The organism is Chryseobacterium soldanellicola (assembly GCF_900100115.1).
GTDB lineage: Bacteria > Bacteroidota > Bacteroidia > Flavobacteriales > Weeksellaceae > Chryseobacterium > Chryseobacterium soldanellicola.
In genome coordinates this window covers 309,389-324,088 of record NZ_FNKL01000001.1, presented here as the reverse complement: position 1 = coordinate 324,088, position 14,700 = coordinate 309,389, and the positions used below count along the sequence as shown (strand labels likewise).

The following is a 14,700-nucleotide window of genomic DNA, read 5'->3' as shown; positions in this document are numbered from 1 at the left end:
TAGAAACAATTATCATTTCAAATAAAGCCTCATTCTCGCCTCATATTCAGGTTTTACTTTCAACAATTTCCATATTTTTCTGTCATCAGGATTACTCACTCTGTAATAAATAATTTTATCTGCAGAATATTTAAAATACGGATGATTTTTCAGCCAATCTTCGGGCGCATCAATCAAAGTGTATTTTTGCACGCCCGATGAATTTAACGCACAAATGGATAATAATTTTTCGACCAAATCCTTATCAATATTGTAAGTCTGTAAAATCTGCTCTTTATTCACAAAACCGCCAAGTTTTTTCCTGAAACCGATCATAGAACCTGCACTTCTTTCATCCAGACCAAATTCTAGAAGCTGTCTGAAAGTAATGGTGTTTAAATCAAGCTTTGAGAAATCGGTTTTCTCTTGTTTGGGTTCATTTTTTTGAGCGGTATTAGTAGACGAAGTTTGATTTAATTTAATAAAAGGCTTTAATTCTGCAAATTTCTCCGCAGAAATCACAAAACATTTCTGAATGTCTTCTAAATTTTTAAAGCTTCCCCTCAGAATTCGGCCACGATAATTGACAATTGTATTTGCCTGTTTATCAGAGAATCCAAGCGTTTTCCAGCCATCAATATCTAAAGAATTCGGATCAAAATTGCGGTATTGGATTTTTTGCTTCTCATTAGAAAAGTTTTTATTAAAGCTTTTAAAATTTGCAGGTGTTTTTTCAGGTAAAATTAAATAAGACGCTAATTTTTGATAATTTTCTTCATTAATGATAAAACATTCTTTGAATTTTTCCTTACTTATAAAGCTTCCACCTAAATAATTTTTATATTTTAAAATAGCTTCCGCCTGCTTTTCAGAAAATCCCATTTTAATCCAGTCTTGAGCGGTAGATTGATCGGGATTGAACCTTTTTACAACAACAATTGATTTCTTCTCAAAGCTTTTAAAATCACCGGATTTACTGCTTTCCGGAAGCAAGATAAAAGACTCTAGTTCTGCGAATTTATCTGCTGAAACGGCATAGCATTTTTTGAGCTGTTCTTTTGAAGTAAATTTTCCGCCGACAATTGTTTTGTATTTTAAAATAGTTTCGGTTTGTTTTTCCGAGAAACCTAGCTTTTGCCACTGTTTTTGGTCAAGCTCGTTGGGGTCAAATTCAGAAATCGTTACTGAATTTATATTTTCAGAAGCAAACTTTACCGCCGGAAAGTTATCATTTTCTGTGCCTGTATATTTTTGAAACCCGAATAGGAAAATTAATAACACTCCTAAAAGTGTTACTTTTTGGTAGTAATTTTTTTTCATCGCTGCAAACTTAATGATTTAATAAATCCAAAGCAATGTGTACGGAGAAGTGTATTATTTTATGATAGAAATAAGCGGAATTACTTAAAAAATTATTCAGAATCCTTTTCTGTTAAAGAATCTTTTAACTTTAAAAGTTCGGCTTTTACAAATTCCAGGCGGTCGATGATGGTTACTGTTTCTGAGATTTTACTGTTTGTTGTCAGTGCAACACGCGCACCGTCAAGAGTATAGCCTTTTTCTTTAACCAAATGGTAAATCATTTGAAGATTTTTAATGTCTTCAGGAGTGAAATAGCGGTTGCCTTTTTTGTTCTTTTTAGGCTTGATGATCGGAAATTCCTGCTCCCAATACCGTATCAATGAGGTGTTTACATCAAATGCTTTGGCCACTTCTCCTATTGAATAATACAGTTTATCAGGTAAATTTATCTTCATTTTACAAATCCTAAAATTCAAAGATAAATATTTTTTAAGTTTTACTGCAAATAATGAGGCGGTTAAATGTCTGAAAGATATTTTTACAGCTAAAAAAGAATTTCCAAAAATATTATTATCTCAAAAAGAGAAATATGTCTGAGAACTCGTAAATTGTGCACTTTAAATAATATAAAATGAAAAATATTATTAAAACAGGCCTGATTGGTTTGGTTTTCGCATTAGTAAATTGCAAATCAGTAAATTATAGCAACATGTTTTATGATGGAGTACAACCGGAGAAAGTTTCCGATAAATTTAGTTTTACGGAAGGCCCGTCTTCGGATAAAGAAGGAAATGTATATTTTACCGATCAGCCTAACGACAAAATTTATTTTTGGGACTGGAAAACCAATCAGGTAAAGGTATTTTTAGAGAAATCGGGAAGAGCGAACGGAACACATTTCGATAAGGATGATAATCTGATCACCTGTTCCGATGATCAGGGTGAAATCTGGAAAATTTCAAAAGATAAAAAAATTCAGGTTTTATTAAATGGTTTTGAAGGAAAACGGTTTAACGGGCCAAATGATGTTTGGAATGACGCGGCTGGCGGAATGTATTTTACAGATCCTTTATATGAAAGAGATTATTGGAAGAATTTTAAACAGGAAATCCCGCATAAAAGTTTGTATTACAGGAATAAAGAAGGTGGAGTTGTAAAAATTGAAACTTTTAAACAACCCAACGGAATTGTTGGAAGTGAAAAGTTTAAAAAATTATATGTTTCAGATATTGAAGCCGGAAAAACTTACGTTTATGACATTTTAGGCGAAGGAAAATTATCTGAAAAGAGACTTTTCTGCGAAATGGGTTCAGACGGAATGACTCTCGATAAAAATGGGAATCTTTATCTTACAGGAAAAGGTGTACACGTTTTTAACCGGGAAGGCAAAAAAATCTATCACATTCCGATTGATGAAGAATGGACTTCAAATGTTACGTTTGGAGGGAAAAATAATGAAACTTTATTCATAACAGCCTCAAAATCGGTATATATTTTACCGACAAAGGTGAAAGGGGTGAAATAATTTTAAGGTTAAGATTAAGACTAAAACTTCTCTTAATCTTAACATCAACCTTAACCTTAACCTCAGTCTTAAATATTAATAAGCAACCTCCATTTTCACCTTCTTACCTTTCAGTTTTTCAGCGCTCAATGTATCCAATAATGTTTTGACTTTATTTCTTGAAACGGCAACGTACGAAGTCGTATCTTTTACTTCGATCAGGCCAATGTCTTCCTTTCTAAGCTGTCCTTTTTTAATAAGGTATCCGACAATATCCACTTTATTAACTTTATCTTTTTTTCCGGCGCTGATGTAAACCGTTTGGAAAGGGGTTTTCTCAGGAATTTTGTTGAAGCCAGCAACACTTTCTTCCGGCGTATTATTTTTAATGAAAGGAAAATTTTCCTCTGTAGTCATGATTAAATAAGCAAAACCTTTAGCATTCATTCTCGCGGTACGGCCGTTTCTGTGAATAAAAGCATCTTCTTTCGGCGGCAATTGATAATGAACGATCGATTCAACTTCGGGAACGTCCAAACCTCTTGAAGCCAGATCTGTTGTAATTAAAATTCTTGCAGAATCATTTCTGAATTTCAGTAAAGCACGTTCTCTTTCATCCTGTTCCATCCCGCCGTGAAAGGTTTCCCTGTCGATTCCTTTTTCTCGCAATAGTTCAGAAATACGGTCAACTGCTTCACGGTGATTGCAGAAAATTAACGTTCTTTTATTTCCGATTTTGCAAATTAAATTAAATAAAGTATCCAGTTTTTCTTCAGAAATGGTCATTACTTTTCTCAGCTGAATGTCCGGTTTTACTTCGCTTAATTTTAGGAAATCAACAAGCTTTTCATTTTGTAAGCCGGTAAATTTTGGAATTTCATCCATCGCAGTCGCAGAAGTTAAAATCCTTTGTGAAAGGCCTTTCAGAGAATTGGAAATGAATTCCATATCTTCATGAAAACCTAATTCCAAAGCCTTGTCAAACTCGTCCAAAACCAGGGTCTGAATTGTTTTTGGGTCAAAATTGCTGTTTCTTAAATGATAAACAACCCTTCCCGGAGTTCCGATCAAAACCGCCGGAGCTTCAATTAAATTATTAACCTCAATTTTTTTATCGTGACCTCCATAACAAACAGAAACTTTAAAATCCGTTCCCATTGACTTAAAAACCTGCTCAATCTGCAATGCCAATTCTCTCGCCGGAACCAAAATTAAAGCCTGAATTTCTGAAACGTCTTTTTTCAGATTTCGAAGAACCGGAAACAGAAAAGCAAGCGTTTTCCCCGAACCTGTAGGAGAAAGCAAAACGACATCCTGATTGTTTTCCGTGGTTTTATATGTAGATTTCTGCATCTGATTCATATCCTGAATCTGCAGTTTTTGATATATTGATTCTAATTCCATGTTGCAAAGGTAATAAATTAGGCAGGAGGAATTAGGATTTAGGGCTTAGTTTGTATAACTGTCATTCTGAATAGAGCAAAGCGGAGTGAAAGAATTATCATTACTCATTACTTACTTTTTCAGGAGCTATTCCCGCTTTCCGTTGCAATCTTTTTTTTCAAAAAAGGATTTTCTCTACAATCGGGGCTAGGGTATTTGTCGTTGTATCAATATTATACCTTCATTATCCACCCGGTTTGTCATCCTGAAAAGATTTCAATTAAGTATTAGAGAACTAGCCTGTATGTCATTGCGAGAAGCGAAGCGACGAAGCAATCTCGTTTTTATTATCCTTTGAGGCGTTATTTATACCGTTGAGATTCTTCCAGAATGACAAACTTTTTATTTTAATATTTTTAAATGATTTAATGCTTTAATTAAGATTGCTTCGTCGCTTCGCTCCCCGCAATGACAAAACATTTATTGTCTGATTATTAGTAAGTTATAATTAAACTTAATAGCTTTAAAATCCTTGTTTCTTTTAAATAAAAGTTGTATCTTTGCACCCACTTTTGTGGGAAAGGTTTGAAGAGTAAATTATTAAAAATTAATTACTTCCGTATTTTTTACATCCACATTGATTCAGACCATTTAAAAAAGAAGGAATACAAATTTTATTAGAAAATGTCAAAAGAGACAAATTCAGCAGAGGTTTTATTAAACCAAAACGTAGCACCAGAACAATTTGATTGGGATTCTTTCGAATCAGGTCTTGATGCAGACGCAAGAAAAGAAAAAAGCGACTTAGAAGAAATCTACAACGGATCTTTAAGCAGTTTAAACGATAACGACGTTATCACTGGTAAAGTTGTAAGATTAACTGATAAAGAAGCTATCGTAGACATCGATTTCAAATCAGAAGGTGTTATTTCTCTTAACGAATTCCGTTACAACCCAGGCCTTAAAGTAGGTGATGATGTGGAAGTAATGGTTGACAGAAGAGAAGACAAAACCGGTCAGTTACAGTTATCTCACAGAAAAGCTAGAACGCTTAAAGCTTGGGATAGAGTAAACGAACTTCACGAAACTGGAGAAATCGTTAACGGTTTTGTTAAATCAAGAACTAAAGGTGGTATGATCGTTGACGTACACGGCATCGAGGCATTCTTACCAGGTTCTCAAATTGATGTTAAGCCAATTAAAGATTACGATCAGTTCGTAGGTAAAACTATGGAGTTCAAAGTTGTGAAAATCAACCCTGAGTTCAAAAACGTAGTGGTATCTCACAAAGCATTGATCGAAGCAGATATCGAAGGTCAGAAAAAAGAAATCATCGCGCAGCTTGAAAAAGGCCAGGTGCTTGAAGGTACTGTTAAGAATATTACTTCTTACGGTGTATTCGTTGACTTAGGAGGTGTTGATGGATTGATCCACATTACAGACCTTTCTTGGTCTAGAGTGAACCACCCATCTGAAATCCTTGAGGACGGACAGACTGTAAAAGTTGTTATCCTTGATTTTGATGATGAGAAAACAAGAATCCAGTTAGGTATGAAGCAATTAGAAGCTCATCCTTGGGATGCTCTTTCTGCTGACATGAAAGTTGGAGATAAAGTAAAAGGAAAAGTAGTAGTTCTTGCTGACTATGGTGCATTCGTAGAAATCGCTCCAGGAGTAGAAGGATTGATCCACGTTTCTGAAATGTCTTGGTCTACTCACTTAAGATCTGCAGGAGATTTCGTAAAAGTAGGTGATGAAGTAGAAGCTGAAGTATTAACTTTAGATAGAGAAGAAAGAAAAATCTCTCTAGGGATCAAACAATTGTCTAAAGATCCTTGGGAAAATATCGAAGCTAAATATCCGGTAGGTTCTCAACACGTTGGAACTGTAAGAAACTTCACTAACTTCGGTGTATTCGTAGAGTTAGAAGAAGGTATCGACGGATTAATTTATATCTCTGATCTTTCTTGGACTAAGAAAATCAAGCACCCGTCTGAGTTCTGTGCAGTAGGTGATAAATTAGACGTTATCGTTCTTGAATTAGATATCCAGGCTAGAAGATTATCTCTAGGTCATAAGCAATTGACTGAAAACCCTTGGGATAAATTTGAAACTAAATATGCTGAAGGAACTATCCACGCTGGTAAAGCGGTAGAAGTACACGATAAAGGTGCTTCTGTACAGTTCGAAGATGCTGAGGTTGAAGCTTTCTGCCCTTCAAGATTATTAGAGAAAGAAGATGGATCTAAAATCAAAAAAGGTGAAGAAGCTCAGTTCAAGGTAATCGAATTCAACAAAGAATTCAAGAGAGTAGTAGTTTCTCACACAGGTATCTTCAGAGACGAAGAGAAGAAAAATGTGAAAGAATCTTCTAACAGAAACGTATCTTCTTCTTCAAACAACGAAGAAAGATCAACTCTTGGAGATATCGATGCATTAGCAGAATTGAAAAGAAAAATGGAAGAAGGTAAATAATCTTTGAACCATTAAAATATGTAAGCCACTCATTTTGAGTGGCTTTTTTTATATTTTGATTTATTGAAAAATAAGGTCACCAATTTTTATATTTTTGAATATTAATAAAACCAGTTTTGATAAAGATTTTACATTTAATATTATTTTAAGTTAAATTAAAATTAGTTAAATAACTTTTTTAATGTATAATATTTGTAAATTAGCGGCTTTATTAGTAAGAATGAAAAAGATAACTTTACCACTTCTATTTGCTGCATTCGCAGTATTTCCTATAACTTTATTTTCGCAAGATAATAATAAACTGATTAAAGATTATATTTCTCAAAATAAGATTAGGGAATATAAAAAATCTGACCTTACCAATTTCATCATTGACAATACAGATCATTCAAAGTCGATGAATGGAGATGTTGTAAAGTTCCAGCAAACATATAACGGATTACCGGTCTATGGTTCTGTGGGTACAGCATTGGTTAAGAATAATAAGATTGCTTTTTATAACGACACATTTATAAAAGATTATGTTGCTTCTGACACAAATGGTGCAGGAATCACCAAAGAAGCAGCTTTACAGAAAATCGCTGCGGATTTAGGAAATGAAGAGGTTTCAAGCCTGCCGATCATGGCATTTTTTGAAAAAGGGGCCAATAAAATGACGGCTGCCAAACAACGTCTTGTTTATGCAACCGACGAAAACAAAAACCTAAGGCTGGCTTATGAATATTTATTGAATGAGCCGAAAACTACCAATCACTGGAATATTTTGGTTGATGCCAATACAGGGAAGATTTTAAGTAAAATTAATTTAAACCTTTCATGTAATTTTAGCGACAATGCCTATTCGCATGATGAAAATTTAATGGTTTCATTGCCTCAGTTTGAAGGAGCTCGTGTTAATAACAATACAAACATTCCTTTCTTGGTGCCGGATAACGCATCTTATAATATTTTTCCTTTACCGATCGAATCTCCGACTTTCGGATCAAGATCTATCGTAAGCAATCCCTGGATTTTAGCTTCTTCACCTGAAGGATGGCATTCCAACGGGACAACGCATTACACAATCACAAGAGGCAACAACGTGTATGCTTATGATGATAAAGATAATAACGAAAACACATTTGGAACTTCTCCGAATGGCGGAGCATCAAGAAATTTCGATTTTCCGTATAGCTCGACAGCTCTCACTTATACAAATTTACCGGCTGCCACTACCAACTTATTTTATATAAGTAATATGGTGCACGATGTTTTCTATAAATTCGGATTTACAGAATCTGCAAGAAATTTCCAAAGTAATAATTTTGGCAACGGAGGCTTAGATGATGATGAAGTTTTTGCACAGTCACAAGATGGCGGAGGTTTTAACAATGCCAATTTTGCTCCTTATCCGGATAATTATAATCCTGTTATGCAAATGTACTTATGGCTCGCTTCAAATCGTAAAATGTTTTACAGCGCACCTTCTGATGCTGTCGGAAGGCTTGTGAATGCAGGAGTTGCGCAGTTCGGTCCTACTTTAAATGATGTTGGAGTAAGCGGAGATGTAAAACTTGCAAGCGTTATTGACGGTTGTACCGCTTTACCTGCAGGTGAAATGACAGGGAAGATCGGCTTAATTGAAAGAGGTGGCGGATCTGCATGCGGTTTTTCTGTAAAAGTGAAAAATGCTCAGAATGCAGGAGCTATCGGCGCTATCATTTATAATAATACGGCCAACGGTTCTACTTTAGGAAATATGGGAGGTGTTGATAACACGATAACGATCCCTTCTATATTAATTACCAATGCCGAAGGAGAATATATTAAATCAAAATTAGCGGCATCTACAACCGTAAATGTTGCTTTAAGAGTTGATGCAAGGTATGACGGAAGTTTTGATAATGGTATCGTAACTCACGAGTATGGCCATGGGATCTCAAACAGATTGACAGGATCAGGATATAACTGTTTAAATGCCGGAAATGATAAAGAGCAAATGGGCGAAGGATGGTCCGATTTCTTTGCTTTAATGCTGACCAATAAACCGGGCGATAATGCTGCTGTTCCAAGAGGTATGGGAACTTATCCTATCGGGCAGGGAACTACGGGTGTAGGTATCAGACCTGCAAAATATTCACCGGATTTTGCCATTAATTCTTTTACTTACGGTGATACAAACGGGATGGAATACAATAATGGTTCCGGTATCGTTCCGGATGTACATTCAATTGGTTTTGTCTGGGCTACCATGTTGTGGGATCTGCACTGGCAGTATGTTGCTAAATACGGTTACGCTTCTGATGTTACTTCTAATGCTACAAACGGCAGCTCAAGAGTCTTGCAGCTGGTTACCGACGCCTTAAAGCTTCAGGTTTGTAGTCCCACGTTTATCAATGGTAGAGATGCGATCCTGGCTGCTGATGTGGCAACAACAGGTGGAGCAGACAGATGTATGATCTGGAGAACTTTTGCCAAAAGAGGGCTGGGTGTAAATGCAGCTGCGGGAAGCTTGACAGATATTAATGATCAGACAGAGGATGCCACAGTGCCTGCAGACTGCTTATTGGCTACAGATGAGGTAAAATCAGTTAAAAATACCATCTCAGTCTATCCAAATCCTGCAAAAAACGAATTTTACATCAATTTCCCAAGCAATACGCTCGGAAAAGTAAGTGTTGAAATTTACGACATGTCCGGTAAATTGGTTTCTTCAGAAGATAAAATTTCTCCCGATGCTAAAAAAGCAATTTCTACAGATAAATTAGTTGACGGAACCTATATGATTAAGATAAAAGGGCTTGCTTTTGATGCTGTTTCTAAAATTATAGTAAAAAAATAATCATTAAAAATTAAAAAATTTAGAAATAAATAATTTAAAATTAAAAAATTATAGAATCGCTTCATATGAGGCGATTTTTTTATTGAATATTTAATTAAAATAGCCTTTGAATGAATAGTAATTGTAAATTGGTCATATATTAAATAAATATGAAAAAAATACAATTACCACTTTTAATGGCTGCACTTGCGGTTTTGCCATCTTCAAATTTATTTTCACAGGAAAATGAAAAATTGATTAAAGATTATATTTCTCAAAACAAAATAAGGGAATATAAAAAATCTGATCTGGCAAATTTTATTATTGAAAATGTTGATGATTCAAAATCATTACATGGAAATGTTGTGAAATTTCAGCAGACTTACAATGGATTTCCTGTATACAGCTCCGTCGGGACAGCATTGATTAAGGATAATAAAGTTGTTTATTATACCGATAATTTCGTTAAAAATTATGGGCAGGCTGCCTCGGGTTTTGCAGTAATTAATAAAAATACAGCTCTCAGTAAAATTGCAGATGATTTGGGAAACCAAGATATTTCAAATTTATCTATTTTAGGTTTTTTCGAACAAGATAACAATAATTCACAGTCTGCGAAACAACGATTAGTATATGCCAATGACACAAATGGAAATCTTCGTTTAGCTTATGAATTTACATTAAAAGAACCAAAATCTTCAAATTATTGGAATATTTTAGTAGATGCAGGTAATGGTGAAATTATTGGCAAAAATAATTTAACAGTATCATGTAATTTTTATCCTGATGCTTATTCTCATGATCATTCCAATGCTGAAATCGTAAAAAAAAACTTACCTGAATTTTTAGATAATTATGCATCACAAAAGTCTTCATTTTCTATCTTAACTCCGGATAACGCTTCCTATAATATATTTGCCCTGCCGATAGAAGCTCCAACTTTTGGTTCGAGATCTGTTGTCAGCAATCCCTGGATTTTAACTTCTTCTCCCGAAGGATGGCATTCTGACGGCACAAATCATTATACAAATACAAGAGGAAATAATGTGTATGCTTATGAAGATACCGCAGATGCTGATGCCCCTGGATTTTCTCCTGATGGTGGAGCTACCAGAAACTTTAATTTTCCATATAGTACAAATGGAACTCCTGCTGCTAATCAAAGCGCCGCAATTACCAATTTATTCTATATGAATAATAAGGTTCATGATGTTTTTTACAAATTTGGATTTACGGAATCTGCAAGAAATTTTCAACAAAATAATTTTGGACTTGGTGGTGTAGGAAATGACTATGTAGAAGCTGAAGCTCAAGATGGGGGAGGAACCAATAATGCCAATTTTGGGACACCAGCTGACGGTGGCAACGGAGTGATGCAAATGTATTTATGGTCAAGCATTAATAGAATGTTTTTATATAATGCACCCGGTGCAGCCGTTCCGCGTCAGCCAAATGTAGGAACAGCACAGTTTGGACCTGCTTTAAACGCAGCGGGGGTTACTGGAAATGTGCAGTTATCATCAGTCTTAGACGGATGTACAGCCCTGCCGGCTGGTTCACTTACGGGAAAAATAGGTTTAGTGGAAAGAGGCACATGTGCTTTTACAGTTAAAGTAAAAAATGCTCAAAATGCTGGAGCAACTGCAGCCATCATCTATAATGCCCCGACGTCTGCTGCGGTTGGTGGAATGAGCGGAACTGACGCTACTATTACAATCCCTTCTGTTCTAATTGATAATACTGAAGGAGAATATATTAAAAGTCAGTTGTCTGCATCAACTACAGTAAATGTTACCTTGAAAAATGATCCGGCTACAAGTGTAACACCTGATGGAGATTTTGATAATGGTATTATTACTCATGAATATGGCCATGGTATTTCCAATAGATTGACGGGAGACGGATATACCTGTTTAAGCTCATCGGCCGATAAAGAACAAATGGGTGAAGGATGGTCTGATTTTTTTGCTATAATGCTTACAAATCAACCAGGTGATAATGCATCTGTGCCAAGAGGAATGGGAACTTATGCTACCGGCCAATTAACTACGGGTGGAGGGATACGCCCGGCCAAATATTCACCGGATTTTTCTGTTAATAATTATACATATGGTAGCACCAATGGAATGGAGTTTCTTTCCAATGGAGTTTTGCTTCCTAATGTACACTCTATCGGTTTTGTTTGGGCAACGATGTTATGGGATCTGCATTGGCAATATGTAGCTAAATATGGTTATTCTTCTGATGTAACAGCTAATGCTACCAATGGTAGTTCAAGGGTATTACAAATGGTTACAAACGGATTAAAGCTTCAGGCATGTTACCCTACATTTATTGATGGAAGAAATGCAATTTTGGCTGCAGATTTAGCTGCTACTGGAGGTGCAGATAAATGTATGATCTGGAAAGCTTTTGCAAAAAGAGGATTGGGAGTTAGTGCTTCTGCGGGTAGTAAAACCAATATTAATGATCAGGTAGAAGACTTTACTGTTCCATCTGAATGTCTGTTGGCTACTAATGAGGTAAAAGCAGTTAACAACTCCATTTCAATCTATCCGAATCCTGCTAAAAATGAATTCTTTATCAATTTTCCGAATAATACACTCGGAAAAGTAAGTGTTGAGATTTACGATATGTCCGGAAAATTAGTTTCTTCAGAAGATAAAATTTCTCCTGATGCTAAAAAAGCAATTTCTACAGATAAATTAGTAAACGGAACCTATATGGTTAAAGTAAAAGGGCTTGCTATTGAAGCAGCCTCTAAAGTTGTAGTTAAAAAATAATTTTTTTGAAATACTATTTGAATCGCCGCAAGCAAAGCTTGCGGCGATTTTATTTATCTATAATAATGATGATTAAGATGTTTTAAGGAATATATTGTACCTTTGCAGGCTCGAAAAAAGATATGAAGAAGAAAAATATACTAAAAGGAGTTTTATTTGTAGGAATTGGTGCTAGTATATATGGTATGTTAGCGACATTTGTAAAGTTGGCTTATGAAGAGGGCTACACGACCTCAGAGGTTACAACTTCTCAGTTTATATTAGGATTGGTTGGGCTTTTGGTCCTGAATTTTATTCAGACAATTACCTCAAAACAGACATTGGCATCTCCGACTTCAAAAGAGTTTAAAATGCTGCTGCTGGCCGGGACTTCTCTCGGGTGTACAAGTTTATTCTATTATATTGCTGTTCAGTATATTGCGGTTTCAATAGCCATTGTATTATTAATGCAGTCAGTTTGGTTTAGTGTTGTAGTTGAAAGCTTTTTAACTAAAAGCCTACCTAATGCAAGAAAAATTGCCTCAGTAATTATTGTTTTAATAGGAACTGTTTTAGCAACCAATCTTATTAATGTTGATATCAAACTAGATTGGAAAGGTGTTTTCTGGGGATTAATGGCAGCTGCATCTTATACGCTTACAATGTTCACATCCAATACATTAGCGACACATCTTCCTGTTTTCAGGAAAAGTATTATTATGCTTTGCGGAGGATCGATTGTAGTATTTATATTTCTGTTTTTTGCCCAGATCGGTCCGCTTTATTTTGACGGATTAAAATCTTTTTACTTACATTTTACAGAAAATACGCAACATATTCACTCTTTTGATTACTCAATCCTTTGGAAATACGGGCTGATTCTTTCTTTGTTTGGAACCGTTATTCCGCCGATTTTATTTAATATTGGTTTTCCGAATGCAGGATTGGGATTGGGAAGCATTGTTTCATCATTAGAACTTCCGGTTTCTGTAACAATGGCTTTTGTTTTGTTGGGAGAGCAGGTTGTTTTTATTCAATGGATAGGAATTGCCTTAATTCTTTTCGCCATTGTTTTGATGAATTTACCTTCAAAAAAAGAGCTTATCTTGACAGAAGCATCATAAAAATATTAATTAAATTAAAAATAATGATAAAAACCGTTTCTTTTGGAACGGTTTTTTAATTTTAATAAATAAAATAAATCTCATGAAATATTTTAAGAATGCTGTTGTGATTTTAATGCTAACAATCACTCCTAATTTATTGTTTTCGCAGATAAAACCTTTGGATGCCGAGCTTTCAAATTATCAATATCCTTATGAAGTTCATTTTCTTGATTTAAAAACTCAGAATCAGGAGCTTAAAATGGCTTATATGGATGTAAAGCCCCGAAATTCTAATGGAAAAACAATACTTCTTCTCCACGGCAAAAATTTCAACGGAGCGTATTGGAAACAGACGGCAAATGATCTTTCAGACAAAGGTTTCAGGGTAATTATTCCCGATCAGATTGGCTTTGGAAAGTCTTCAAAACCTCAAAGCTATCAGTTCTCTTTTTCACAATTGGCAGAAAATACAAAAGCGATTTTGGATGAATTGAAAATTGATAAAACGATAGTGTTAGGTCACTCGATGGGAGGGATGGTCGCGACCAGGTTTGTATTGCTTTACCCTGAAAAAGTTCAGAAATTAATTTTAGAAAATCCAATTGGGCTGGAGGATTATAAAACTTTTGCATCTTATCAGACTATCGATCAGGCTTATCAGTCGGAATTAAAAAATACGGCTGAATCTTACAAAAATTATCAGTTAAAATTTTACTACGACAATAAATGGAAAGCAGAATACCAGCCGTGGCTTGATTTAATTGTAGGCTGGACATTGCATCCTGATTATCCGAAAGTAGCTTGGGATGCGGCTTTGACATCGGATATGATTTATAATCAACCGGTTTGTTATGAGTTTAAAAATATTAAAGTTCCGACCTTATTAATCATCGGGACGAGAGACAGAACCGCGATAGGAAAGGAAAGGGCACCAAAAGAATTACAACCGAAGATGGGACAGTATCAGGAATTAGGAAAGAAAACCCAGCAGCAGATTCCCGGATCAAAATTAGTGGAAATTGATAATGTAGGGCATCTTCCGCATATTGAGGTTTATGATAAATTCTGGAATGCTTTGTATGATTTTATTAAATAATTTCGACAGTAAAATTAAACAGCCATTTTGTCATTCCGTAGGAATCTAAACCTATTTTTTAGGGATCAAATCGTGAAAGTCTTATAGAGATTCCTACGGAATGATAGAAAAATTGTTGAATTTTTATGACAACTATTGTAGGTCTTAGCCTTTATGTTGAGAGTCTTGTAAAAATTTTAAACCTTGACAAAGCTTCGGCTGTTGATGAAGCAACAAAGACCTAGCCCCGATTGTAGCATTTGTCTGAGCTCATTTTTAGGTTTCGGCGGCGGCTTTGCCGCCGCCGAAACCTA

The 14,700-nt window shown here is 35.3% G+C and carries 9 protein-coding genes; 6 read left to right on the top strand and 3 right to left on the bottom strand.

The window, feature by feature from the left end; all coding sequences use genetic code 11:
* Positions 1 to 12: 12 nt before the first annotated feature.
* Positions 13 to 1,299, bottom strand: coding sequence for a ComEA family DNA-binding protein (locus BLT04_RS01420; protein ID WP_089752961.1), 1,287 nt, complete (start codon positions 1,297 to 1,299; stop codon positions 13 to 15).
* A gap of 92 nt (positions 1,300 to 1,391) precedes the next feature.
* On the bottom strand, positions 1,392 to 1,736 hold the full coding sequence (locus BLT04_RS01415) for a MerR family transcriptional regulator (protein WP_089752959.1): 345 nt from the start codon (positions 1,734 to 1,736) through the stop codon (positions 1,392 to 1,394).
* Positions 1,737 to 1,912: 176 nt separating this feature from the next.
* On the opposite strand from BLT04_RS01415, the gene BLT04_RS01410 reads away from it, so the two are divergent.
* Positions 1,913 to 2,806: an SMP-30/gluconolactonase/LRE family protein gene (locus BLT04_RS01410; protein ID WP_089752957.1), complete on the top strand. Its 894-nt coding sequence runs from the start codon at positions 1,913 to 1,915 to the stop codon at positions 2,804 to 2,806.
* A 75-nt stretch (positions 2,807 to 2,881) separates the two neighbouring features.
* Here BLT04_RS01410 and BLT04_RS01405 read toward each other — a convergent pair whose 3' ends face one another.
* Entirely contained in the window at positions 2,882 to 4,189 is a 1,308-nt protein-coding gene (locus BLT04_RS01405; RefSeq protein WP_089752955.1) for a DEAD/DEAH box helicase, read from the bottom strand.
* A 663-nt stretch (positions 4,190 to 4,852) separates the two neighbouring features.
* Between BLT04_RS01405 and rpsA the strand changes: the two genes are divergently transcribed.
* The 5 genes from rpsA (at position 4,853) to BLT04_RS01380 (ending at position 14,407) form a co-directional block, all read left to right on the top strand.
* Complete coding sequence (rpsA, locus tag BLT04_RS01400; RefSeq protein ID WP_089752953.1) at positions 4,853 to 6,643, top strand: 30S ribosomal protein S1; 1,791 nt, start codon at positions 4,853 to 4,855, stop codon at positions 6,641 to 6,643.
* A gap of 220 nt (positions 6,644 to 6,863) precedes the next feature.
* Positions 6,864 to 9,464, top strand: coding sequence for a T9SS-dependent M36 family metallopeptidase (locus BLT04_RS01395; protein WP_185114301.1), 2,601 nt, complete (start codon positions 6,864 to 6,866; stop codon positions 9,462 to 9,464).
* Between the two features lie 149 nt (positions 9,465 to 9,613).
* Positions 9,614 to 12,226: a T9SS-dependent M36 family metallopeptidase gene (locus tag BLT04_RS01390; protein ID WP_228421884.1), complete on the top strand. Its 2,613-nt coding sequence runs from the start codon at positions 9,614 to 9,616 to the stop codon at positions 12,224 to 12,226.
* Between the two features lie 122 nt (positions 12,227 to 12,348).
* On the top strand, positions 12,349 to 13,329 hold the full coding sequence (locus BLT04_RS01385; protein ID WP_089752947.1) for an EamA family transporter: 981 nt from the start codon (positions 12,349 to 12,351) through the stop codon (positions 13,327 to 13,329).
* Between the two features lie 82 nt (positions 13,330 to 13,411).
* The gene (locus tag BLT04_RS01380) at positions 13,412 to 14,407 is read left to right on the top strand and encodes an alpha/beta fold hydrolase (RefSeq protein WP_089752945.1); all 996 of its coding nucleotides are present in this window, start codon (positions 13,412 to 13,414) and stop codon (positions 14,405 to 14,407) included.
* Positions 14,408 to 14,700: the final 293 nt, after the last annotated feature.